This is a genomic window from Nostoc cycadae WK-1 (assembly GCF_002897135.1).
In the GTDB taxonomy this organism is placed as follows: domain Bacteria; phylum Cyanobacteriota; class Cyanobacteriia; order Cyanobacteriales; family Nostocaceae; genus Nostoc_B.
On the sequence record NZ_DF978424.1, the window covers coordinates 26,433 to 51,251 of the forward strand.

The window sequence follows — 24,819 nt, forward strand, 5'->3', positions numbered from 1 at the left end:
CCCCCATCCGTAACTTCCTATGCTTAACACTCCCTTTCCGTTTAAGCGATTATCTGGATCTGTCAGCGAGAGCGACTCATTACGAGTCGTTGTTTTTGCGATCGCAGACTATTTATTTGCCCTGCCAGTTGGTGCAGTTCTTAAGGTGATTGCTTGTCCTCCTATTAGCAGTACGGTTGAAAGCGGTATCGGGATGGTCGATCTGGGAGCGCAAACTATTACGATTGTGGACTTGCGCCAGAAGTTAATTCCGCAAGTACAAACCCAACAGACGCACCAAATTCTCTCTGCGGATGACACTTCAGGACGCTTTTTACTTCTGACTCAAACGCGGACTGGAGAACTTTGTGGCATTCCTGTGGATAAGCCCCCTGCTTTAATCGATATTCCTTTAGAAGTTGTGCGTCCTGTGCCGTGGTCTTATCGGCAAGTGGCGGAATTAAACTTTGTTAGCCACATGGCTGTTTTGTCTGTAGCACCAAACGAAGAACCACTCAAAGTCCTGCTTCTAGGTATGAACCAGATATTGGCTGATAAGTTGGGGTTGCCCGCCGGAACAACCCCAACCTTGGCTCCTGGATTGACACCATGCGAACAACGGCAAAGATTTCTGCGTTTTTCGTTAGGGAATCAAGGAAGTGGATTAATACCATTCCACTCAGTAGTGGACATGATTCATATTGCTAGTCAAGAAATTTCCCCAGCCCCGGCCTTACCAAGTTGGATTTTAGGTTTCTATAATTGGCAAGGACAGATGCTGCGGCTGGTTGACTTAGAACATTTGCTTGGTTATGCACCGCTTTTTAAGCGGCAATCACGACCAGAAAAACCAATAGTTCTGGTTGTTGAGCTTCAAAATCAGGTAGTCGGGTTTTTGGTCGCTCATGTTTACGATGTAGAGTGGCAAGATTTACAGCAAGCACAATCAGCACCAACCGACTTTTCGCCCAACAAACTACTAAATTTTGTTCGAGGTATTCTGCCAGGCGATCGCTGGATTTTAGACACCAAAGCGATCGCCCAGACATTGCAATGGCAAACCCACTGATAAGAGGCAGGGGGAACTTAAAGGTACAAACCTCACCCACAAGTGGCGTGAAAGCTGCCTTACTCCTTTTCCCCGTTGGTTGAAACCGAACTTCGTTCCGCTCCGCTAACACCCGCAAGTGGCTTGATTTTTCCCCCTGCCCCCCTGCCCCCCTGCTCCTCTGCCCCCCTGCTTTTTTATTTGACTTGATGCTGCCAAGGAGTTTTCTGTGACGATCGCAACCTTAGATCCTAATTTTGAAACCCAGCCTGTTGAAAATCAAATCCAGATAGAAGAAATTTTGGCTAATGTGGCTGTACTTAAAGCAGTCTTTCAATCTGCTAAGGGGCCAAAGGTCGCTCAATTGCAGCACAAGGTAAGTCAAATCGAAGCTTTTATCCAAGCTTTGGCTCAGGATTCAACCAGTGACAATGATGACAATGTGCAAAGAGCTTTTCAGTTCCAGCGAGAACAACTGGCGGCAATTGCTCGGCAAATGCAGCAGGCAAAAGGTCAAACCGCACTTTTGGAAGCTACAGTCACTGCCCTGAGAGATGTTCTTAACGCCGATCGCGTCCTGATTTATCGTTTTGAAGAAGATAATCGCAGTCGGGCGATCGCTGAAGCTATACAACCGGGTTGGACATCCTTGCTCAACCAATCCCTACCGATAAATTTGTTTGTTACTACCGATGTTAGTAATGGACAACACTTACTCAACAAACTAAATGAAGTATTAGAATTAACACCGCGCCAACAGCAATTTTGGCAACGCTTTCAGGTGCAAGCGAGTCTGTGCTTGCCCTTGATTGTCAAACAACAGCCTTGGGGTTTGTTAGTTATTCAGCATTGCCTTGCACCCCGACAATGGCAGGAAGCAGAGCGCAGTTTGCTGCAACAGGTAGCAATGATGTTGACAATTAACTTGCATTCGGCTGAAATAGTAGCTCCACCTGCTCAACAGCTTGAATCTTTTGATCGCTCACAGTTACTAGTGCCATTGCAACAGGTGAGCGAGGCTGTAGAAGAAGGAGCAAAAATTGCCGAGCTAGAGCGCGAGTATTTAATGTCTATTCAAGATACTGTTGCTTTTACAAATAAACAGCTGCAATACCTTGGTGAATTTTGTCAGCAAGCTTCTGGCTTTGTTGGCCTGGTGGAAGGCTTGAGTAGCAAAATTCAGATTTTGTCCCTAAATACAGCCATCGAAGCAACAAAAGCTAGCGAGAAGGAACTAAGTTTGCTGGCTGCTGCCGAACAGGTAGAAATTCTCGCTCGTCAAGCCCGCGAAAGCACCGTAAATATAGAGGAATGGCTCCAAGAACTTCAAGTAGCAACAAAAGACGTTGCTTCTGCTATCGAACCATGCGATCGCCAAATCAGTGCGGGGCTGGAGTCAATCGCGCAAATCCAGGAGCAATTTAGAGCGATCGCCCAGATTGCTGCTTGTACCCTCCAAACAATATCCAAGCCATAGAATTGTCACAAACCCCATACAAACTGAGAGTTGCGTTCATGAGTACCGATTTTGTCCCCCAACCGCAGAACGACGATCGCTTTCTAGAAGAAGCGATCGATTTGTTACTGTTCTTGGAGCAGGAGTTGCCTAACTATACAAAAGACAGTAACCCCGGTACAGCTTTGGCTCTCATGGAAGCTGCTGGCTCTCTACATTCGATTGCTATAGCAGCCGAGTTAGATACGATTGCGATAGTTGCGGCTGCACTAGAAGAGATTTTTCAGCTTTTGCATCAGTATCGGGCAACTATTGACGGCACAATCGCCTCTCTGTTGTCGGAAGGATTAGATTGCCTACAGATGCTACTGATGTCATTTTTAACAGCCTCGAAAATTGAGGAAGTAGAAATTCTGGAGCGGATGTCTGCCATTGTTGCTCGTTTGCAAGCAGAGTTTGGCGATTCCCAGGAAACAAACTTTGAGACATCGGGACATCAACCAGTTATTCAGTTTAACGATTCCTTGGGCGAGGTGGAATCTTCTGCATCTCTACCAGAGCAAGTTATGGTTAAAGATAAGGAAAGTTTTGACAGGGAACTAATAAGTGAAACTAGCCCCCAGCTTAGTAGCTTTGATCGCGTAGATACCGAGCAGCTTCCTATCAAGGTAGGGGAACTAGCAAACCTGGAGGAGGAAGATTTTCAGGCTTGGTTGGGAGATTTTTTCTTGCCTGCTGAAATATCTGAAGCATCCCTAGTTAAATCTTTGAGCGATCGCCATACACTCTCTTTGCAAGAATACATTCCCACCGTTATTGCAACTAGTATTCCAGCCGCCACACCAATCAATAATCAGCATCTCGAACAACTAAACGCACTGATTGCAACATTACTAATTAACTATAATCAGCAAGCTTGTCACGAAGAACAACAGCAACATACCATCGGGCAGTTGCTTCGACAAGTTAAACGATTACAACGCCTGTTGGACAATCTACAGGAATGGTCGGGACGTTTAGCAGCAATTTCAGATACTCTTTCTCCTCTAGCTGCTTCTCGCTCTCAGCAATTGAACAGTACTCTGCAATCTATTTTGGCCCAAGCGTCTCAGGTGGCATCAACTGTTCATTCCCTGAATAACGATCGCCACCAACTCAAACAAGAACTCATACAGCAGGAAAAGTTACTTAACCGTTCTGCCGATTTAGTCGAAAAAGTTACAAACATTTCTTTAAAAGTAGCCTTAGAACCATTGCATCGGCTGTGGTCGCAGTTACAAGCTCTACAAGATAAGTCTGCCAGGCTACATTTACAAATTAGTGATATCCAAGTCGATCGCGCGTTTAGCGATCGCCTCCGTGTCCTGCTGTTGCATATAAGTTGCTATTTACTAGAGCAAAGTATAGAATCTTCCCAAACACGCCAACAGTTAGGTAAAAATAGCAACGGGATTATTGAATTTCAAATTTACCAGCAGGGAAATCAACTAATTATCGATGGTTGTGATGATGGCGCAGGACTTAACTTATCTCAAATTTATCAACAGGCTTTAGCCCAAGGATTTGCCCTGACAAAACCAGGGGATATTCTACAAACAACTCAACTGACTGAATTAATACTTGAACCAGAGGTTTCATCTGTTTTATGCGATCGTGCTGCCATAGAGTTAGGATCAGAATTAACTGAAGTTTGCAAGCAATTAACAGCTATTCAAGGAAGAATAGTATTGAAGTCTAAAGCTGGTCATGGTACAGCCTTCTCGCTGCAAATTCCACTTGAGCAAAAAATTGCTCAACTTATTGTCTGCCAAGCTGACTCCAGATTCTATGCGTTTGTTGCCGATTCCGTAGAGCAGATTTGTTTATCCCAGTCCGAACAAATTCTCCAAACTCAAGCGGGACGTATGTTATTTTTGCAGTCTTCTGACATCAGCGGCTTCAGGAGTGGCGATTACGAGAATCCAACAACAGAAATGCTCGTCCCTATCCATTTACTGACTGATGTGCTGGTTTCTCCTAACTACCTTCCCAGCCCAGTCACCACTTACAGTACAGATACACTAAATGCTTTCAAGCAGGATAAGCCGTTATTAGTATTTCGTTACTTAGACAAACTATGTGCTGTAGAAGTAGATTACATCATCGGCAAGCAATCCTCTACAATCCATCCTCTAGGTGAAACAATCCCAGTTGCTCCTTATATCCAAGGCACTAGCGTTCTTGCCAATGGACAACTTAGCCTGGTTTTGGATGGTCGCCTTTTGACAAAATCTCTAACTTAAACTGTATTGATTTTTAATCTTGCAATTGAGCAGCACACTTTTCATGGTGAGTGGAACTATCAGATCGAGCCAAGAACAATAACCTAATTGTTCAACTGATTTTTTCCTGGCTCCTTAGGGTTTGGTTAAAATCTTCTCAGTAGTCGCAAGCCGTTAAGGGTAACTAACACTGTAGAGCCTTCATGGCCAATTACACCGATGGGTAGGTTAATATTCCCCAAAAAGTTCGCCAACATTAGCAAAATAATTGATGTGAGGGCAAAGGTGATGTTTTGTTTAATGATAGATTGCGATCGCCTACCTAGTTCCATTGCGACGACTATTTTTTCTAGTCTGTCTGCTATTAAAACAATATCTGCGGTTTCTAGTGCGACATCACTACCCGCACCACCCATTGCTATTCCTACCGTTGCTTGAGCTAAAGCTGGTGCATCATTAATTCCATCGCCTACCATTGCTACAGTGTGATATTGTTTCTGCAAGCTGCGGATGAGGTTGAGTTTATCTTCTGGTAAAAGTCCTGCGTATACCTGGGTGATACCGACTGCTTGGGCGACAGTTTGGGCTGTACGCTGGTTATCTCCAGTAATCATGACGATTTGTTCTACACCTAGCTGACGCAGATGGCGAATGGTGGCGGCGGCTTCTGGTCTAATCATATCTGCAATGGCGATCGCTCCTATTACTTGTGTATTTTGGGCTACCCAAACCACAGTTTTTCCCTCATATTCCCAACTATGAGCTAAATTTTGGAGTTTTTGCGGTAACTTTGTCACATATTGTTGAACAAAAGCTGCATTTCCCAGTGTAATGTTTTGGTTGTTGAGCATCCCCACAATACCTTGTCCGGGTATCGCTTGGACATCTGTACCATGTTCCCAGTTTAAATCACTGGCTGCTTGAACAACGGCTTTAGCAATGGGATGTTCAGAAAAGTATTCTAATGCTGCTGCTGTTGTTAACACATCTACTTGTGTATATTCATCAGTTGCAATTACCTGAGATACTTGCACTTGTCCTGTAGTTAAAGTACCAGTTTTATCAATTGCGATCGCTCTGACTTTACCTATGTTCTCTAACTGTGCGCCATTTTTGAACAAAATCCCCTGTCTCGCACCATTGGCAATGCCTGATAATAATGCTGGCATAATTGCTGCCATCAAAGCACAAGGAGAAGCCACTACTAAAAAAGTTAAAGCCCGATAAATCGTCGTTTCCCAGTCCCACGCCAAAATAAATGGCGGTAAAATAGCCAGTAATATCCCAGCTACAACAATTACCTTGGCATATACCCGTTCAAATTTGGCGATGAATTCTTGAGAAGGTGGTGCTGATTCTTGCGCTTCTTCCACTAACTGAATCACTCGCTGAATCAAATTGCTCGCTGCTGGTTTGTGAATTTTTAACTTCAGCGCCCCATAACCGTTGAGTGTCCCAGCAAAAACCTCCTCGCCTACTGTTTTCTCTACAGGTAAAGATTCCCCAGTAATCGCCGCTTGATTAATGGTGCTGTAACCAGAGACAATTATGCCATCGGTGGGAATTAACTCTCCGGGTTTGACAACTATTTCATCTCCTACTTTTAATTGACTGATGGGTAACATCTGTTCCTGTCCTTGATGCAGAACCCTGGCTGTATCGGGTGTTAAACTCATCAAACTGCGGATACTCCTTTCCGTCCGCCCCATTGCATAACCTTCTAACGCACCGCTAATCGCAAAGATGAGAATTAAAATTGCCCCATCAATAATTAGGTGATATTCTCTACGCCATAAACCTAAACTAGCTGCACCAAGCGCCGCCACAATCATCAGCAAATCTACATCAAGTTCTTTCTCTTTAATTAATGTAGTTATTCCCTCACGGGCGCTTTCGTAACCACCAATCACATAAGCCGTGCTTAACAACAGTATTGCCCATCCCAGCCAACCTAGATGCAAGGCGAACCAGCCAAAAAATAACAACACTCCACAAACCAATGCTGCTAATATATCTGCGTGTTCTTTTGTGTATTTAGTTAAATGCTGTGGGTAAAGCATGAGAGTGAAATCCTTGATAACTGATCTCACGGTAAACCTTGACATTAATGTTAAAGTCAAGCAATTGTTTTTCTACCAGGAGGTATTTTGATGACGCGCCTGCATAATAAAACCGCTGTGATTACCGGAGGGACATCGGGGATTGGGTTTGAGACTGCGAAACAGTTTGTGACAGAAGGGGCGCGGGTAATTATTACCGGACAAGATGAAGGACGTTTGCAAACCGCAGCCCAAGAACTGGGTTCTCAGGTAATTCCGGTACTGGCGGATGTGCGATCGCTTTCTCAACTGGATAATTTAGCAGCACGAGTAAAATCAGAATTTGGCGGGCTGGATATTTTGTTTGCTAACGCCGGAATCGGATTTTTTGCACCATTAGAAGTGATCGACGAAACCTTGTATGATAATCAATTTGATATCAATGTTAAGGGTATCTTTTTCACTGTACAGAAGCTCTCTGGTTTACTGAATCCAGGCGCTAGTGTCATTTTAAATGCTTCCTCAGTCAATGAAAAAGGTATGGCGATGGGCAGTGTGTATTGTGCGACAAAAGCGGCTGTGCGTTCATTTGCGCGTAATTTAGCGGCAGAATTAGGCGATCGCCTAATTAGAGTCAATGCGATTAGTCCTGGTTTAATTCCTACTAATTTTCAAACCAAAATGGGCTTATCACCAGAAGCACTAGAAAATTTTGGCAATTATATTAAGCAAACCGTACCTTTGGGACGCTTTGGTAAACCAGAAGAAATTGCGGCGGCGGTAGTTTTCCTAGCTAGTGATGAGTCATGTTACATGACTGCGGCAGATTTAGTGGTTGATGGTGGCTATATGAACATTTAGCAACGCAATATATGTACAAATATATGTATTTATAACTGCTTGTAAAAACTGCTTGACGCATCTATCAAGGACATAGGAGATTAAATCACATAAGTGTTTGTACGTATATAAAACATTAAAAAAATCAGCTGGCATATTTGTGGGATGAGCAAAATGCTCATCCCTTGTATTTCTGAAGCAAAAAAAGAGTTTTCTGAAGTTTGACTTTTTGAGATGACGGAAATCAAAGGAGAGAATTATGTACAAACGAGTACAAAAAACTGGTAAACAACCTGCTGATTCATCAACTTCTAATCCATTTGCACCGCGTCCATTTAAAGTTGAATCTTTACCTGAACCAGATTTAAATCAAAATCCAGAAATACAAAAGCAAGAATTGTCCTTTGAGTCGAGTTTGTCTAGGTTGTCCCACATCTCAATCTTCCCGCCAGGATATCAACCACCACCACCGCCACGAGTTCAGATGAAGTTGATGATTGGTGAACCTGGGGATAAATATGAACAAGAGGCGGAAAAAGTCGCCCCAAATGTTGTGCAACAAATTAACGCACCTTTGCAAGCAGGATATATGCAGAGTCAGCCGATAATGCAGCGTGTGGCAGAAGGTTATATGTCTGCATCACCTGATGAGGCTATCCAAGCGAAAGGCGAAATGAACGGTAACAGCCCAGAATCAACTGAGAAATCGCATCCCAATCAAACCGGATTACCCGATGAACTCAAAGCAGGGGTGGAAAATCTATCAGGCTATTCCCTAGATGATGTCAAGGTTCATTATAATTCGCCCAAACCTGCCCAATTACAAGCATTAGCTTACACCCAAGGGACGGAGATTCATGTCGCCCCTGGACAAGAGGAACATCTACCCCATGAAGCATGGCACGTAGTTCAGCAGATGCAGGGAAGAGTTAAACCGACAATGCAGATGAAAGGATTACAGATAAATAATGATGAGGGGTTGGAGAGAGAAGCGGATGTGATGGGTAAGAAAGCAGAGTATGAAAAAGATGAGACTAGAAAATTAGCGCCAAGTGTCAGCAAATATACTTCACCCGATATAAAATATCGGCAAGGATTAGTTCAGCGAGCTATTTTTAAACTCATCAACAAAGAATGGAAATTAATAAAAAGGGAAGAGAATGAACAGACAATAGACGAGATGGAACTTCGATCAAAACTTCCATCAACTCAAACTGCACAAGACAAGTCCTTTTACAATACTGTAAATAAAAAAACTGGTTTTCGCCTTTCTGATGTACAAGAAGCTTATGAAAAAGATTGTGAACACTTATTCTATCAATTATATGAAATAATCAAAGAAGATGACAAGAAAGATCCAAGTGAGATAGATATTAAAACAAAACAAGAAGTTATTAAGCACCGAAAAAACTTTGAAGAACTTTATGATTTGGCTTATATTATCTATTATAAGGGGGCAAAGGCAAAACCACCTGAGACATTAAAAAATGAACGATCACCTAAGTTCAAACATGATGGAGAAATCGGAACTTTTGATATCGATGACTCTAGCAATAAGAAACGATTAGAAACGCAAAAAGATCTGACATCGCATGACGCAAAAATACGAAGCAATGCAGTTAGCACCATACGAGGTGGAGATAAAACATATAGCTCCTACCAAGGGGCGATATACCGACCGTTTATTGAAGAGGAAAGAAAAGCGATTCTCGGTTTAGTGGAGGCGGTGAAGGGATCTCAAGTGATGTTCAGCCTTGAACGAGGTGGATCACTAATAGCTGACTTGATTGAAAAGTTAAGCGGAGATGTTATAGAAAATATTAAAATTCCAAAACCACAGTCTGAAGAAGAGGCCACAGATCATCTCAACGATATACTCAAACACAGGCCAAAGGAACAAAAGGAATATACGTCCCAAAAAGTGGCGTTCGAGGGGAAACAAAAGAAAGCGCAGCAGGAGCAGTTTAAACAAGCGGTGATAAGTTATATCAACGCTTCCGAGAAAGAGGAGATAACGATAGCAATATCGGAGACGGCGGTAGGTGGGGGATCTGTCAACAAAATGCGAGCACTAGTTGCGGAGATATGCGAATTGGTGAAGGAATCAAAGAAAAAGGTTACGTTCCGCATACTTGTAGCAAGAGAGACTATTAAAAACCACGGACGGCGGGGACAAGGTATTGTAAAGCTGACGGATGAAGTTGTGGGAGGTATCCAAGAAGGCCAAATAGTGGAAGGCAAAATAGTGACAACAGACCCTCACCAAGTAGAAATGTATATATCGGAGTTATCCTATCTAATAGGAGAAGATGTAGATTACCAAATGCAGTATACAGGCGGAATTAATTCTGACAAACCCGTGATCGTGTTCGAGGCGAAAGACGATACTATTACGGCGATGAGCATAACACCAGCCCCTGAAGGAGAAGACTCAGCCCGTGAAGTCATAATGGATTTAATCGTAGGCGCATACGATCAACTAATGGCTAAAATATTTGATAGTTAATAATTAAGATATCTGTGCGAAGTCTAACCGAAGCATAAAGTCCAGAATATTCATTTGGGAATTAAGAGGCATTTGAATGCGAGCAAACAAATAAGGGAACAGAGAATGTGTTACTGAGCGAGCTTGTGATGACGAAATAAGCTCATCGGCTTCTTGATCTTCGTCCATGATAACGACAAGATTGTAGCCGAGTATGAGTTGCTGAGAGTAAAGAGAATCGAGATGGGTATCAATTAAGTCTAGTGTAACGAAGGCTGAATTTTCAGAACCAACCGAAGGTGAATGGATAAAAGAACGAGCAGGAGGGGCAGACAAAATTGACACGATTTGATTGCTCCTATAGACTGGACAAAAATTAGGATAAAGCAGAAAAAAACAAACTTGTAAGGATTATACCAGACATCTTATAACGCAATTGCTCTTCCCATTTTCCTTACAAAATAAAGAAGAAAGAGGCTGCTTTACCTAATGTCAAAAAACAACCAAATATTGCTACAAATCTCCAATAAAACTTAACTATATTAAGGATAGACCCCTTTAACTCTAAATTAAAAACCCATAAATTAAAAGGTGATCTGAAAGATTCTGATGCAAGTAGTTTGGGATATGACTTAAGAATTATTTTTAAATTTGTTGAATATGAAGAAACACAAGCCATTCTTTTAGAATCTATTGGAACACATGATGAAGTTTATTAGTATGATCGCTTGGTTGTGATATCGGTGTACTAGGGTGATCGCTTGGTTGTAGAGATTTGTGAAGGCGATCGCAGCTTTAATATATTGTCTGGCATGAGGTGGACGCAAGCAAGCTCATCTAAAGCAGTCATTGGTAGAAGTTGTCACTCTGTTAAAAGAGCGAATTTATCTAATAACTTTTGATGAAAAAACCTCTGTCTCTAGCACGATTTGGCACAGTGGAAAAATCAAGTAAATCTAAGAATACTAAATCTCAAAGAGAAGGTATTCTATGTTAATGAAACGGCTTTCTGCTATTAGAAGTTGGATAGCTACAACAGTTATTTGTGTATCTGCGATCGCTTTTATTTGGCAAGGTGGATTTTTCACCAATAATTCAGCGATGGCGGCTCCCTCTGTCAACTTGATTGCATCGTCAGACGCAGGCGATAAAGTTCAAGAAAAAGCCCGTGAAGATGCTGGACGCGCCAAGAATTTTATTCGAGATACCGCAAATAAAGTTGAGCGCACCGCCAATAAAAATGCTAGTAAAGTTGAGGACGCAACAGATAATAGCGGTAACTTTATTGAGCGCAAAGCTAAGAGTGATAGAAACACTATTGAGAAAAGAGCCGAAGGAGATGCGGCTCGAACAGAGAAAGCCGTAGACAATACCAAGAATGCTATTGAACGCACTGTTGATAACATTAAGGATGCTTTCAGTAAATAGACATAATAATCTTACTTAATTTGTAAGATGTTATGTGGTGCTTGTTCTGAGTTATTCCTAAAAATTAATTTAGGATTACACAATCAATGTACATTGTTGATTCATTTCATTTGCTTGATTTGAAACTTACGATGTACATTGATTAATTTTAAGTATTTTAACTACCTAAATAAACATTAAATCAAGATAAGAATAAACTGAAAAAAAGATAAGTTTATGCTGAAATAAATAAAATAAAAGCTAAATAAATCAGAGCGATCGCATTTGTTGATAAAGTATCTTTGTCTTTATGGGATTTTTGCTCAAAAATCTAAAATTATGGCAAAGCTCACTGTTTACGGAACTCCCCTCAGTACTTATGTTCGTACTGTCCGGTTGCTGCTTGAGGAAGCAAGTGTAGACTATACCCTCAAAGAAATTGATATCTTCACAGGCGAAAATCAATCACCAGAGTACCTAGCCAAAAATCCTTTTGGGAAAGTCCCAACACTGGAGATAGATGCAGAGGTAGTATACGAAACTCCAGCAATTACTGACTACCTAAATACAGTCTTTGCTAATCAGCAGTTCAGTCCATCTGAACCACTACTTCAGGCGCGGATGCGTCAAATTATCACAATTATTGATAACTATTTCTATCCTAGTGCGATCGGAACAATTGTCATTCAACGCCTGATTGTGCCAATTCGGGGCGGACAGCCAGACGAAGATAAAATCAAAAATGCTGTTGCACCTGCACAAAAAGCCATACAAGCAATTGAAGCGATCGCTGTTGGTAGCCCATATCTGCTTAGTAGCCAACTGAGTATTGCCGATTTCTACCTGATTCCCATTTTTATCTACCTGGCTCAAACTCCAGAATACGAAGTCATTACGGCTCACACTCCCAAACTGCGGACTTGGTGGGAGCAAGCCCAGCAGCTTGAGAGCGTCAAAAAGATCTGTGCATAATCGCAGATAAAAAATACTGACCAATAGTTTCACAAGGTAAAAACCCCCAGATTTATCTGTGGGGTCAATCTACAAGCTAATTCAGCGACATACTTTGTAAATCTATTAACCCTGAATCAGGTGATTTGAGATAGTGTTTAAACCATTGACTCGCCAATCTTGCTACTTCTTCTAAGGTTCCAGGTTCGCTAAACTGATGAGTTGCTCCAGCAATAATCTCTAGTTGCTTGTTGAATGCGGGAATATTTGCCAGTGCATCTTCATTCATCGCTATGATGGGCAAGTCATTACCACCAACAATTAACAAAGTTGGGGTGTGTACACAAGCTATGGCTTCACTGACTAAATCAGTTTGTCCACTACGGGAAACAATCGCTTTTACAGCCATTGGACGTGTTGCAGCTGCCAACAAGGCTGCACTAGCACCTGTATCTGCACCAAAATAACCAAGTTTGAGATGACGAGTCAAAGGATTTGCTAACAACCAGTCTGTGACAGCCACTAAGCGATCGCTCAGAAAGCTAATATCACTGCGAAAATGTTTGGTGCGCTGGTCTATGGCTTCTTCTTCTTTGGTAAGTATGTCTATCAACAAAGTCGCTAGTTTAGCTTCCTGACGTAGTACATGAGCGAGATAGTGGTTGCGGGTACTGTAACGACTACTAGCACTACCATGTGCAAACAATACAAGCCCTTCAGCACCAGTCGGAACAACCAATTCTCCTTTAAGTCTAGCTTTTGCCAGTTCGACAATGACAATTTGTTCTTCAACGTTGAGTAGTAATGTAGTTTTCATAACTTCACCCTGATGATTAATTTAGATCAGCTTTTTTGTTATTCAGGTGTAATTGCACTTACCCTTTGTTGTGCTGTTTTTATACGTAAGTTTTATCTGGATGATTAATAACTGACGATTGTGCAAGTAAAGACCTTACTTCTACATCAGTTGTTTGCGAAAAGTCTTCATACCAAAGACCGATCGCATACAATGACTCTGGCATAACTAAACAAACTACTTCGTCAACTTCAGCTTGCAACTGTTCGTAAGTTATCGGTGCTGCAACTGGTACAGCCACAACTAGCCGTTGGGGTTGTTGTTGTTTAACTATGGCAATAGCCGCACGCATGGTTGAACCTGTAGCGATACCATCATCGACTAAAATCACAATATGATTTTTGATTTCTGGTAGGGGTCTATCGCCTCGATAAGCGATATTGCGTCGTTTTAATTCCCGCAATTCTTTAGTTGTAACTTCGTCAATTGTGCGGCTATCAATCTCTAAACTGTTGACGACATCGTAATTTAACACTCGTACACCACCTGGAGCAATTGCACCCATCGCCAGTTCTTCCTGATCGGGTACGCCCAGTTTTCTCACCAAACATATATCTAGTGGTGCATTAAGGCTGTCGGCGATTTGATATGCTACTGGTACACCACCACGGGGCAAACCTAACACTAACAAATTTTCATAGTTAGTATATGCTGTTAGTCTTTTGGCTAACATTTTGCCAGCTTCATGGCGATCGCGGAATTTACTTGTCATAATTTTAAGCTTCCGTATAGAGGAACGCTGATATGGAAAAAAAACACCTGCTATTGTCTTCACCTTTGTTTGCGTAGAGGATAAAGCGGGTAATACCAATTTTCTAAAACGAGGCAACACATTCAAACCCCGAAAACCATACCATATTTGATTTTCTTAATTACGAATTACGAATTGGTATAAATTGCTAGTTCAGCTAAAACTTGAGCCAATACACTTTAATTGATGAGACTTCTGGGCAAAATTCCAGTCATCAATTATTGAATAAATATCTGGACATTAATGCTCACCACAAAGCCTAAAAATATCTCTTTCCCTCTCCCCACACTCACATCTGAACTAGCTATGCTATTATCTTCAGAAGTTAATTTTGATATATTTGTGAATCTACGGGATCAAAACTTGAGCATTGCAATAAAACTTAATGCGATTGATTGACATTTTTTACCTTGTTATCACAGGTTTCTTATACCTTAATATTAGCTCCTCATCGCATTCGGTGTTGAAAGTTGATACAAATTACTGCAAAAATTTTATATGTTTAAACAATATCAGTCGAGTCTAGCACTATAACTCTAGTGAACAACTTAATTCTACATTTTGGCTAATTTTCAGACTATTCCATTCAATATATTTAGCTATCTACTTATATGAACTCTATAATTGAAGTTCCTCTGTTAATTAGTGTAGGAGCCATTCCTGGTGCGTTAAGTCGCTACTATCTAACTATATTATTTGGGCGCTGGTTCGGCATAGCATTTCCCTATGGAACCTTATTTATTAATGTGACAGGAGCTTTTTTGATGGGCTTTTTTGCTACCCTTGTATCTAAGTTAGCAATCCCTTCTAATCTATCTTTATTAATAGCAGTAGGATTTTTAGGCTCTTATACAACATTTTCAACTTATGCCCTCGATACCTCTAACCTCTTACGCACTAGAAACTATAAAGCTACTTTACTTTACTGGGTTAGTACTCCAATCTTGGGATTTATGAGCATAGAAATGGGTATTTTTTTAGCAAATCTGCTATGAATTGATTGATTGACTTCTAAATACTAAGTGATTGTCTAGATATTTTGATGAGTTAATATTCTTTTTTTCTCTCAATAAATTTAGCTATAGTATTGCCTAGTAGAAGACTGAGCAGTGATAATAAAGGACTAATCAACCAGTACACAAAACTAAGTTCTAATCTATTTTGTTGCAGCAACTTCACTACATCTAATTCATAAGTTGAAAAAGTGGTGTAAGACCCTAAAAAACCTGTAGTTACTAATAGCCGAATCTCAGGATGAATTGCAATTAATCTTCCCAGCGCCAGCATCGTCAAAAAACCCATAACAAAACATCCACTGATATTAATTATCAGTGTACTGTAAGGGAATTCTTGACCAAAAAACTGCGTAAACCACAAACCGAGATAATAGCGTGAGAGTGCGCCTGGTAATGCACCAAGACTAATACATACAGAGATACGAAGTACAGAATTTTGTAACATTATTACTAGTTCAACTAAATTAAAAGCTTAGTATGTTCTATCAGTATTACGGCTGTGCCAAATATAGGAAATTGGCATTTTCCCTCTCTTCGTAGTTGCTGTGTTAGGAATGATGGGTAATGAGTAGATCTGCGTAGTGTGCCGAGTTTACCAGGAATCTCAGCGCATCAGCCATCAAGATATTGAAGTTCTTAGTAAAATTATAGTTATGCTCCTCGTTACTCAGAATTCAGAAGCGTTGATGTAAATATACGCAGTTAACCTCAAGACTTTTATCTTTTGTAAGCTGGCATTAGCATAGTTGTAAAAAGTGTTATATGATACTTGATTGTAAGTAAAATCAATGGTGTCTAAGCATCTCAAAAGTTTTTCAGTTCCTATGGCGGCAAAATATCTTAACTTTTACTTAATCTTGGGTATTCTTTAACTATGGATACACTCGCTTACCTGCATTTAGCTGAAATCTACGAAACAGAACAGGAAAATATTGCCGATTCTGATTTATGTTATCCAGAACTAAGTTGGGTAGCAGAAGGACGTGGAGCGTTTATGCTATTTATTTCTTGTGCTTTTGGGATTAGTTCTTTGGGTTGGAGTAACCCGGCGCAGGCGCTAAAAAAAGGCGAAAAAAATTCACAAGTCGCATCGCTACAACAAAAACTACAAGCAGCAGGATATTTCAAACAACCTGTAACTGGATATTTTGGCCCTGTGACAGAGGCTGCTATCATCAAATTTCAAAAAGCACATGGATTAAAAGCTGATGGGGTGGTTGGTTCTCAGACATTGGCTGTACTAGAATCTGGTTTGGGAACGGCGACTGCATCTGTTGTTAAAACAAAACCTTCTGTAACTAAAAGTACTCCGAAAAAGTCACAACCTCTTACTTCTCAGGTAGTTTTACAAAGGGGTGATCTGAGTTATGAAGTGATGTCAATTCAGCGGAAATTGCAAGCAGCAGGATATTTTGACCAACCCATCACCGGAGATTTTAACGCTGCGACGGAAGAAGCAGTGATTAAATTTCAGAAAGCTTACGGCCTATTTGCTAATGGAATTGTTGATGCTCGGACATTAACAGCAATAGAATCTGCTAAACCTCAGCAAGCTGCGGCACCGTCTCAGCCTACCACACCTGCTGTAGTTAGTTCACCAAAAGTGCGATCGCCTCAGATTTCACTGTTACGCAGAGGTGATATCAGTGCAGAGGTGAAGTTGATTCAGCAACAACTGCAAGCATCTGGATATCTAGAACAATCAATTACAGGGTCTTTTGATGCAGCCACAGAAATAGCTGTGCTGAAATTCCAAAAAGCTCATGGACTGATCACTGATGGGATTGTTGGGCCAAAAACATTCGCAGTCATGAAATCTAAATCTATTAAATCTGCTTCCCCAACTCCTCAACCTGCACATCAAAATTCTCTAATTCCAGATAAATCTAAACAACTCAAAAATCCCATCAAAGAACAAACCAAACCATCGCCAAAAGCTAATTCTATAAAATTCGCCAATGATACTAATCAACCCACCAATGACAATTCTCTAGTTAAAAATCAGACTCCACAATTAGAAAATTCAAACATAGAAAAAACATTAATAGCATCTGCGTCTGAGTCTGATTTAACTCAACTCGTAAGTGAAAATTTCCCATTAGACACTTCTGCCCAAAAAGATAATATTCAGAAAACTGCCCCCAGTCATTCTAGTAAAATGACAATCAAGAAGACTATTTCTGGCAGAATTTCCCCAAAATCTATTGTACATTCAGGCAATGGGTTATTTTTTGCCCAAAATATGATGTACAACCACACAATAACTGTATACAATCGCCAACATAAATTAGTCAAAGTCATTCCTGATAAAGTTGATTTATCAAAATTTGGTTACTCTAAATTTAAAGGTAATTATCAAGGCGCACCTGTTGAAGCTAGTTTTTCTCAAGATGGTAAGTACGCCTGGATTTCTAACTACCAAATGTATGGGATAGGATTTAATAATCCTGGTAGTGATAAATGTAATCCCTCGCAAAAAACGGATAAGAGTTTTTTGTATCGGATAAACACTGACTCTTTAGAAATTGACCACGTTGTTCAAGTCGGGTCTGTACCTAAATTTGTGGCTACATCTAATAATGAAGGTTTGGTACTCGTTAGTAATTGGTGTTCTTGGGATTTGAGTGTTGTAGATACTGCCAAAAATAAGGAAATCAAAAGAATCCCCCTTGGCCCTTATCCTCGTGGTATAGCAATAGATGCAGTTGCAGATAAGGCTTATGTAGCTGTTATGGGTTCTTATGATATTGCTTCAGTTGACTTAAAAAACTTTTCAGTCAAATGGCTGAAAAATATTGGTAATGCACCAAGACATTTAAATATAGACCCAACTGGTAAATATCTCTATGCTTCTTTAAATGGGGAAGGCAAAATCGCCAAAATTCAGTTACCACAAGGTAAGTTAATAGGTAAAGTTTCCACAGGTAATGCACCACGCAGTATGGTGTTATCTGATGATGGACAACGGCTTTATGTTGTTAACTACAGCGATAACACAATTAGTAAAGTTCGCACTAATGATATGAAAGTCATACAAAAGATTACTGTTGGTGCTAATCCTATTGGAATTACTTACGACCCACAAACAAGAGAAGTTTGGGTTGCCTGCTATTCCGGTAATATTATGGTATTTCAGGATTAAGTGATAGTTTGGCATAAATATTAACTGTCTCTCCCTATCGAATTTTAGTGACTGCTATGGATAGGAGAGACAGCTTTCTAAAGTTAAAATTTCCAACTCAAAAAACTAAGCCTATAGATGATTGTACTAAAACTCTAAAACTCTTTTTTTTCATAAAGGCAAACAGTTTTCAATTTTTGCCAAATAATTTTTCTACTTACTAAAATTAAGATGTGTCATGAGTAAATAGATTTATTTATCCAATTTATTAATCAAGAACTGTTAAATAATCTTAACATGAATAATACAAAATATCTCCGTTACATAATTTAACTAATAAAACCATTATCTTGATAAGTTGCTTGATAATTTTAAAATCAGGATTTACACGGTTATTTCTGGAATTAAAGTTGTTTAAGATAATATTAATAAGATTTTATTGTTGAAATATAGCAATTCAACTTTTAAATAAAAAATTAGCTTAGTTGGGTAATAACTAGCGAAAAGTTTGTATTAGATAAGTTTTTTACTAATATAAAATTTTCTTTTACTTTTTTTCTGACTCTATTCTATTTTGCTGAACGAAGGCGAGATATCAATATCTATAAAATAGCCATATAAAAACGAAGGTTGCAAACAATTTTACAAGCTTCTAAGTGCTGGATAAGGACTCTATGGCTAATGTGGGTTTTGGTAAGCTAACTTGTGCATCAGATGAAAATGTATGACTCACCCAACCGGAACTAATGGTATCAATTAACATAATTAATGAATTTAAAACTTGCACTCAGCTACAATACAATGGTCAGCTGAATATTAAAAGTGCTAAAGGACAAAATTGGTCTTTTTATTATCGCCTAGGGCGGATAGTTTGGGCAGTAGGCGGTACTCATCCTTTTCGGCGCTGGCGAAGATACATGGCACAATATTGTCCACAAATTGATCTGGATAAAATTCAGTTTCGCCAGCAAGATTTCGTAGTTAATTATTGGGATTATCGCCTGTTAGAAATTCTATACAAAAGGCAAAAAATTCAAAGAGAACAAATTCAAGCGATTGTAGAAAGTACAATTACTGAATTGCTATTTGATCTAGCCCAGCATACAGATTTTGTTGCGTTTAGTTGCGATCGCAACCAAGATACCATTTTAGAAACACCAATGAGTTTCACTAGTGCAGATTTATCTGTTAAACAGATGCAAGACTCGTGGAAAAGTTGGTCAGAAGCAGGCTTGGCAAACTTTTCTCCCGACTTAGCACCAATTCTCAGGAGACCAGAACAACTCCAACAACAGGTAAGTCCATCTGTTTACAATAACTTCGTCAATTTGATGAATGGTAAACAAACACTGCGAGATTTAGCTGCAAAAATGAAGCAGAATGTTCTACCTGTCACCCGTTCATTACTTCCCTATATTCTCAAAGGCATTATTGAATTAATAGAAGTACCAGACTTACCTTTATTGTCTGCTGAAGTTGATAGTACATCTGTTTCCGCACAAACCAAAAAATCTGATATTCCATTGGTAGCCTGTGTAGACGATAGTCCCCAAGTCTGTAAAATGCTAGAGGATATTGTGACTTCTCATGGCTTAAGATTTATCAAAATTCAAGACCCCATCCAAGCACTCCCAACTCTCATTCAAAATAAACCAGATCTAATTTTTTTAGATTTAATTATGCCAGTTGCAAGTGGTTACGAAATTTGTACTCAGTTACGACGAGTATCTACTTTTGCTAATACACCTGTGATTATCTTAACAGGCAATGATGGTTTATTAGATAGAGTCCGCGCTAAAGTTGTTGGTTCTACCGATTTTTTGACTAAACCTGTCGCTGCGGATAAAGTCATGAGTGTGATACGTAAATACCTGCAAGTCCAAACACCTTCAAAAGTTACACCATCCACCAATCAGAATACATCTAGTTTAGAGATATCTTTAGGACATTAGTTATCGACTACAGATTGTTACTCTGATGAAAATTGCTAGTAACTAGTTACAAAAGATATAAATAGATATTTATCCAGCTTGGTCTAGTAGTTTAAACAAACTAAAGTTTGTTTAAACTATGTCACTTTCTCTATATTTTGAGAAAGCGTTAATTTTTTCTAGATTTTTTTGTAAAAAATTTAAAAGTAAGTGTTTTTTCTATAACATTTATAAAAATAATCAATCAAAATTAAATAAAGAAAAAACTCAGATATCTCAGTGCATATATATTTGAAGTTTTTGTTTTTATTTGTAAGTTAATTTAGTAGGAAATTTCTATGAATACTATTTTAGTTGTTGAAGATGGTTTAACAGATATGGAAATACTCAGCCGCTATTTGCAACAAGCTGGTTATTCGGTAATTAGTGCAACAAGTAGTGAAGAAGCTCAAGACAAGATACAAAGAGCTAAACCAGATGTAATATTTCTAGATGTAATTTTGCCAGGAAAAAGTGGGTTTGAAATTTGTCGGGAGCTAAAAGCTAATACCGAAACTAAAAAAATACCTGTTGTTTTTTGTTCAACTAAAAATAGTGATGTAGATAAAATGTGGGGCAATATGTTAGGCGCAGAGGCTTATTTATCTAAGCCAATTGATAAAGAGGAATTAGTGAAAACACTGAAGCAATTACTTCCGTAAGAGCGTTAAGTATGTAATTCAAGTTATTGCTCAATATTTTGATTAATTTGAATTAAATAAAAATATCTCACTAATTAAAGGGCAAATTAATCTTGGAAACTCAGCAAAAATTTTTAAGTTTTACTTTAGGTAGTAATGATAAGGCTGTCATCTCATTACAACACATTGCCGAAGTTTTACAGGTCTCATTGGTAGATATATGTGGTGTACCACAAATGCCTAGTTGCGTTCTAGGTATCTATAACTGGCGGGGTGAAATGCTTTGGTTAGTTGACTTAGAGGAGATGCTAGGTTATCCATCACTTTTGCGAGGAGTTAATTTTCTTTCCAAAATGATGGCCATCATTTTGGAAGTTGATGGCAAAAATCTCGGATTTTTAGTCAGAAATATGATGGATATTGAGTGGTTAGAATCTCAGCAAATGAAGCAATCATCTGCTGATTTATTTTCACCTAAAATTTCAGCTTTTCTCCAAGGTTACTTTATCAATGCTGTTGAAGAAATGGTTCTTAATTTAGATGCAGTAGCGATTGTTAAATCTCCTATGTGGGTGAGCATTAATTGAGATTGAGATTTGAATCTTTACCACAAGTACAAGTAAAAGCGGAAATCGACAAATAATTTAATAAGGGAAGAGAGGTAATTTAAAATGACATTTACATATCATAACGGTCAAGAAGGGCATGAACACATACTCACTGAAGTAGAAGGAATAGAAAATCAATATACTAATGAGATAACTACAAAGATTCAGAATAATGAATTAACTACAGTCAATACAGTTGCTCAAGAATTTAAAATGTGGCGGCAGCAACTGCAATCTGTAACCAATTTGATGCGTCAAAGCACAAATATAGATACATTGCTTAAAGTTACAGTAAATCAAGTTAGAGAAAAATTTAATTGCGATCGCGTCTTAATTTATCAGTTTACTTCTATCGATTCTGGCACTATCTTAGCCGAATCGAGAACTCTAGGTTGGACACCTATGTTAGGTGAAAATCTTCCAGGAATGCTGTTTGGTTTGCATAACAATCAAGATTATTTAGAATCTGTAGCAATTGACGATATCGACCAAATCCAAGTTACACCTTATCAAAAACAATTACTTGATAAATATCAAATTAAAGCGAGTTTAAGTTTACCAATTGTACTTGAAGATAAAGTCTGGGGATTACTTGCTGTTAATACTTGTTCTTATATCAGACAATGGCAGGAAACAGAAATTACTTTTTTAGCTCAAGTTACCACAGAGTTAGCATATAAATTACACAGTTTTGAATTCCATAGAGAATTACAACTGAGAACTCAGGCTAAAAAATCAGTAGCGAAAGTTATTGATAAGATTATTCAAGTATCCGATATTGAAAAGATTTTTCAAACCACTACTCAAGAAATTAGGCAGTTATTACGCTGCGATCGCGTCGGTGTATACCGCTTTAATTCTGATTGGAGTGGGGAATTTGTCGCCGAATCAGTTGGGCATGGTTGGGTAAAATTAGTAGGGCCAGGTATTAAAACTGTTTGGGAAGATACCCATTTACAAGAAACTCAAGGCGGACGTTATCGCCACCATGAAAGCTTTGTTGTTAATGATATTTATCAGGTAGGTCATTTTCAATGCCATATCGAAATTTTAGAACAGTTTGAAGTCAAAGCTTATGTGATAGTTCCTGTATTTGCCGGAGAAAAATTGTGGGGTTTGTTAGCAGCTTATCAAAATTCTGGTACTCGTAATTGGCAAGAGTGGGAAGCTAACTTTTTAGAGCAAATTGGCTTGCAGTTTGGTGTAGCGATTTCCCATGCAGAGTATCTCGAACAAATGCAAGTGCAATCGCAACAATTAGTCCAAATTGCCCAACAAGAAAAAGCTTTAACCAAGATAGTCAACCGTATTCGCCAATCTCAAGATGTAGAAAGTGTTTTTAAAACAACTACCCAAGAAGTTAGACAATCATTAAGATGCGATCGCGTTGCTGTTTATCGTTTCAATCCAGACTGGGGCGGTGAGTTTGTTGCTGAGTCAGTAGGTAGCAATTGGGTAAAATTGGTAGGGCCAAATATCAAAACAGTTTTAGACGATACTTATCTGCAAGAAACTCAAGGAGGTCGATATGTTAGAGGTGAAAATTTTGTAGTTAATGATATCTATAAAATTGGTCTAGCTTCCTGTCATATCGAAATTTTAGAACAATTTGAAGCTAAAGCTTATATTATTGTCCCTATCTTTTTTGGTGAACAATTATGGGGTTTGTTAGCAGCTTATCAAAACTCTGGAAGCCGTGAATGGCACCCTTGGGAAGTCAACTTTTTAAATCAGATAGCCTTGCAATTTACCATAGCTAAATCACAAATAGAGCATTTAGAACAAGTGCGAGTTAAATCTGAAAAGTTAACTCAGATAGCTGAACAAGAAAAAGCTTTTACTAAGATAGTTAACCGAATTAGACAATCTATAGACGTAGATGAAATCTTCAAAATTACAACTCAAGAAGTTCGGCAATTATTACGATGCGATCGCATCGCTGTGTATCGCTTCAATTCTGACTGGAGTGGTGAGTTTATTGCTGAGTCAGTTGGTCACAATTGGGTCAAACTTGTAGGACTAGATATTAAAACAGTCTGGGAAGATACGCATCTCCAAGAAACTCAAGGGGGACGATACGCCAAAGGTGAAAACTTTGTCGTCAATGACATTTACCAGGTAGATCATTCTCAATGCCACATCGAAATTTTAGAGCAATTTGAAGTTAGAGCTTATGTAATTGTTCCTATTTTCTTTGGTGAAAAATTATGGGGTTTATTGGCAGCTTATCAAAATTCAAGCACTCGTGAATGGGAAGAATCACAAGTCAGCTTGTTAGCCCGGATTGGTGATCAATTAGGATTAGCATTACAACAGACTGAATATTTGCAACAACTACAGGCGCAGTCAGCACAATTAGCAGAAGCAGCTGCACGAGAAAAAGCCGCCAAAGAATTATTGCAACAAAGATCTATTCAACTGTTAATGGCACTTCGGCCTGCTTTAGATGGTGATTTAACCGTCCGTGCGCCCATCACAGAAGACGAACTAGGCACTATTGCCGATGCTTACAACAATACTCTACAAGCACTGCGGCAAATAGTAATTCACGTCCAAACAGCATCTCAACAAGTAGCGCAAACTTCTGCCAATAGTAATGCTTCTCTTGCTGGATTAAACAATTTAGCACAACAACAGTCTGAAGAAATTACCTCTGCTTTGGGCGATATTCAACAAATGGTAGATTCCACTCAAGCAGTGGTAGCTAACGCCCAATTGGTGCAAGTAGCGGTACAAAAAGCTAACCAAACGGTAGAGTCTGGTGATACAGCTATGAACCAAACTGTTAAAGCCATTGAAGCAATTCGTGAAACTGTTGCTCAAACCAGCAAGAAGATTAAGCGGTTGAGTGAATCTTCACAGAAAATCTCAAAAGTAGTAAATTTGATTAGCAATTTTGCCACCCAAACTAACGTTTTAGCACTAAATGCAGCCATTGAAGCAACCCGTGCTGGTGAATATGGTAAAGGCTTTGCAGTAGTAGCTGATGAAGTCCGTTCTTTATCTCGTCAATCAGCAGCAGCAACAATTGAAATTGAAAAATTAGTTCAAGAAATTCAAGCAGAAACTGGAGAAGTTGCAGTAGCAATGGAAACAGGTATTCAGCAAGTTGTAGAAGGTACAAATCTAGTCAGCGAAACCCGACAAAACTTGAATGCCATTGTTTCGGCAACTGCTGAAATTAGCCAATTAATCCAGCAAATTACCGCAGCTACTCAAACACAAATGGGTCAGTCTGAAACTGTTACTCACTCAATGCAAGATGTTGCAGAAATTGCTAACAAAACCTTTGCTGAATCTCAAGAAATTGCTGCCATTTTCCAAGATTTATTAGGGATGGCACAAGAACTATTAACAACTGCAAGTAAGTTCAAAGTTAATTAAGTAATA

The 24,819-nt window shown here is 39.2% G+C and carries 18 protein-coding genes; 13 read left to right on the forward strand and 5 right to left on the reverse strand.

All coding sequences use genetic code 11. The annotated features are described in order from the left end of the window. The first annotated feature begins 19 nt into the window (after nt 1-19). The 3 genes from NCWK1_RS06555 (at nt 20) to NCWK1_RS06565 (ending at nt 4,765) form a co-directional block, all read left to right on the forward strand. Complete coding sequence (locus tag NCWK1_RS06555) at nt 20-1,048, forward strand: chemotaxis protein CheW (protein ID WP_103124162.1); 1,029 nt, start codon at nt 20-22, stop codon at nt 1,046-1,048. Nucleotides 1,049-1,256: 208 nt separating this feature from the next. Continuing rightward, complete coding sequence (locus NCWK1_RS06560; protein ID WP_103124163.1) at nt 1,257-2,504, forward strand: GAF domain-containing protein; 1,248 nt, start codon at nt 1,257-1,259, stop codon at nt 2,502-2,504. Nucleotides 2,505-2,542: 38 nt separating this feature from the next. Beyond that, nucleotides 2,543-4,765 carry a chemotaxis protein CheW gene (locus tag NCWK1_RS06565; protein ID WP_103124164.1) on the forward strand — a complete coding sequence of 741 codons (2,223 nt, stop codon included), beginning with the start codon at nt 2,543-2,545 and terminating at the stop codon, nt 4,763-4,765. A 125-nt stretch (nt 4,766-4,890) separates the two neighbouring features. Here the strand turns inward: NCWK1_RS06565 and NCWK1_RS06570 are convergent, their stop codons facing one another. Further along, nucleotides 4,891-6,804: a heavy metal translocating P-type ATPase gene (locus NCWK1_RS06570; RefSeq protein ID WP_103124165.1), complete on the reverse strand. Its 1,914-nt coding sequence runs from the start codon at nt 6,802-6,804 to the stop codon at nt 4,891-4,893. Nucleotides 6,805-6,894: 90 nt separating this feature from the next. Between NCWK1_RS06570 and NCWK1_RS06575 the strand changes: the two genes are divergently transcribed. Both NCWK1_RS06575 and NCWK1_RS06580 read left to right on the forward strand, forming a co-directional pair. Beyond that, nucleotides 6,895-7,644 carry a glucose 1-dehydrogenase gene (locus NCWK1_RS06575; protein ID WP_103124166.1) on the forward strand — a complete coding sequence of 250 codons (750 nt, stop codon included), beginning with the start codon at nt 6,895-6,897 and terminating at the stop codon, nt 7,642-7,644. Nucleotides 7,645-7,882: 238 nt separating this feature from the next. After that, nucleotides 7,883-10,129 carry an eCIS core domain-containing protein gene (locus tag NCWK1_RS06580; protein WP_245894848.1) on the forward strand — a complete coding sequence of 749 codons (2,247 nt, stop codon included), beginning with the start codon at nt 7,883-7,885 and terminating at the stop codon, nt 10,127-10,129. Between the two features lie 3 nt (nt 10,130-10,132). On the opposite strand, the gene NCWK1_RS29065 is transcribed toward NCWK1_RS06580, so the two are convergent. Further along, nucleotides 10,133-10,453, reverse strand: coding sequence for a hypothetical protein (locus NCWK1_RS29065; RefSeq protein ID WP_146033955.1), 321 nt, complete (start codon nt 10,451-10,453; stop codon nt 10,133-10,135). Nucleotides 10,454-11,098: 645 nt separating this feature from the next. Between NCWK1_RS29065 and NCWK1_RS06590 the strand changes: the two genes are divergently transcribed. After that, entirely contained in the window at nt 11,099-11,536 is a 438-nt protein-coding gene (locus tag NCWK1_RS06590; RefSeq protein WP_103124167.1) for a hypothetical protein, read from the forward strand. A gap of 318 nt (nt 11,537-11,854) precedes the next feature. Beyond that, entirely contained in the window at nt 11,855-12,487 is a 633-nt protein-coding gene (locus tag NCWK1_RS06595) for a glutathione S-transferase family protein (protein WP_187308074.1), read from the forward strand. 76 nt (nt 12,488-12,563) lie between these two features. On the opposite strand, the gene NCWK1_RS06600 is transcribed toward NCWK1_RS06595, so the two are convergent. Together NCWK1_RS06600 and NCWK1_RS06605 are read right to left on the reverse strand one after the other, a co-directional pair. Next, complete coding sequence (locus NCWK1_RS06600; protein ID WP_103124169.1) at nt 12,564-13,283, reverse strand: dienelactone hydrolase family protein; 720 nt, start codon at nt 13,281-13,283, stop codon at nt 12,564-12,566. A 79-nt stretch (nt 13,284-13,362) separates the two neighbouring features. Next, the gene (locus tag NCWK1_RS06605) at nt 13,363-14,034 is read right to left on the reverse strand and encodes a phosphoribosyltransferase (RefSeq protein ID WP_103124170.1); all 672 of its coding nucleotides are present in this window, start codon (nt 14,032-14,034) and stop codon (nt 13,363-13,365) included. Nucleotides 14,035-14,684: 650 nt separating this feature from the next. Between NCWK1_RS06605 and crcB (NCWK1_RS06610) the strand changes: the two genes are divergently transcribed. After that, nucleotides 14,685-15,068, forward strand: a complete 384-nt coding sequence (gene crcB / locus NCWK1_RS06610) for a fluoride efflux transporter CrcB (protein ID WP_096576374.1) — start codon at nt 14,685-14,687, stop codon at nt 15,066-15,068. Between the two features lie 52 nt (nt 15,069-15,120). On the opposite strand, the gene crcB (NCWK1_RS06615) is transcribed toward crcB (NCWK1_RS06610), so the two are convergent. Then, nucleotides 15,121-15,534, reverse strand: a complete 414-nt coding sequence (crcB, locus tag NCWK1_RS06615; protein ID WP_103124171.1) for a fluoride efflux transporter CrcB — start codon at nt 15,532-15,534, stop codon at nt 15,121-15,123. Nucleotides 15,535-15,963: 429 nt separating this feature from the next. Here crcB (NCWK1_RS06615) and NCWK1_RS06620 point away from each other — a divergent pair, with 429 nt between their 5' ends. The 5 genes from NCWK1_RS06620 to NCWK1_RS06640 all read left to right on the forward strand — a co-directional run bounded on the left by NCWK1_RS06620 (nt 15,964) and on the right by NCWK1_RS06640 (nt 24,813). Then, nucleotides 15,964-18,231 (forward strand): peptidoglycan-binding protein, encoded by a 2,268-nt coding sequence (locus NCWK1_RS06620; RefSeq protein WP_103124172.1) that lies wholly within the window; start codon nt 15,964-15,966, stop codon nt 18,229-18,231. A gap of 725 nt (nt 18,232-18,956) precedes the next feature. Further along, the gene (locus tag NCWK1_RS06625; RefSeq protein ID WP_096576368.1) at nt 18,957-20,162 is read left to right on the forward strand and encodes a response regulator; all 1,206 of its coding nucleotides are present in this window, start codon (nt 18,957-18,959) and stop codon (nt 20,160-20,162) included. 317 nt (nt 20,163-20,479) lie between these two features. Then, entirely contained in the window at nt 20,480-20,842 is a 363-nt protein-coding gene (locus NCWK1_RS06630; protein ID WP_096576366.1) for a response regulator transcription factor, read from the forward strand. A 92-nt stretch (nt 20,843-20,934) separates the two neighbouring features. Then, nucleotides 20,935-21,408: a chemotaxis protein CheW gene (locus tag NCWK1_RS06635; protein WP_103124173.1), complete on the forward strand. Its 474-nt coding sequence runs from the start codon at nt 20,935-20,937 to the stop codon at nt 21,406-21,408. A gap of 84 nt (nt 21,409-21,492) precedes the next feature. Next, complete coding sequence (locus NCWK1_RS06640) at nt 21,493-24,813, forward strand: GAF domain-containing protein (protein WP_103124174.1); 3,321 nt, start codon at nt 21,493-21,495, stop codon at nt 24,811-24,813. Nucleotides 24,814-24,819: the final 6 nt, after the last annotated feature.

Bases quoted from the DNA above. Each gene is read 5' to 3' on its own strand.
- NCWK1_RS06625 (WP_096576368.1), top strand. From the start codon at position 18,957: ATGGTATCAATTAACATAATTAATGAATTTAAAACTTGCACTCAGCTA.
- NCWK1_RS06630 (WP_096576366.1), top strand. From the start codon at position 20,480: ATGAATACTATTTTAGTTGTTGAAGATGGTTTAACAGATATGGAAATA.
- NCWK1_RS06590 (WP_103124167.1), top strand. From the start codon at position 11,099: ATGTTAATGAAACGGCTTTCTGCTATTAGAAGTTGGATAGCTACAACA.
- NCWK1_RS06580 (WP_245894848.1), top strand. From the start codon at position 7,883: ATGTACAAACGAGTACAAAAAACTGGTAAACAACCTGCTGATTCATCA.
- NCWK1_RS06595 (WP_187308074.1), top strand. From the start codon at position 11,855: ATGGCAAAGCTCACTGTTTACGGAACTCCCCTCAGTACTTATGTTCGT.
- NCWK1_RS06555 (WP_103124162.1), top strand. From the start codon at position 20: ATGCTTAACACTCCCTTTCCGTTTAAGCGATTATCTGGATCTGTCAGC.
- NCWK1_RS06640 (WP_103124174.1), top strand. From the start codon at position 21,493: ATGACATTTACATATCATAACGGTCAAGAAGGGCATGAACACATACTC.
- NCWK1_RS06605 (WP_103124170.1), bottom strand. From the start codon at position 14,034: ATGACAAGTAAATTCCGCGATCGCCATGAAGCTGGCAAAATGTTAGCC.
- NCWK1_RS06600 (WP_103124169.1), bottom strand. From the start codon at position 13,283: ATGAAAACTACATTACTACTCAACGTTGAAGAACAAATTGTCATTGTC.
- NCWK1_RS06570 (WP_103124165.1), bottom strand. From the start codon at position 6,804: ATGCTTTACCCACAGCATTTAACTAAATACACAAAAGAACACGCAGAT.
- crcB (WP_103124171.1), bottom strand. From the start codon at position 15,534: ATGTTACAAAATTCTGTACTTCGTATCTCTGTATGTATTAGTCTTGGT.
- crcB (WP_096576374.1), top strand. From the start codon at position 14,685: ATGAACTCTATAATTGAAGTTCCTCTGTTAATTAGTGTAGGAGCCATT.
- NCWK1_RS06620 (WP_103124172.1), top strand. From the start codon at position 15,964: ATGGATACACTCGCTTACCTGCATTTAGCTGAAATCTACGAAACAGAA.
- NCWK1_RS06575 (WP_103124166.1), top strand. From the start codon at position 6,895: ATGACGCGCCTGCATAATAAAACCGCTGTGATTACCGGAGGGACATCG.
- NCWK1_RS06565 (WP_103124164.1), top strand. From the start codon at position 2,543: ATGAGTACCGATTTTGTCCCCCAACCGCAGAACGACGATCGCTTTCTA.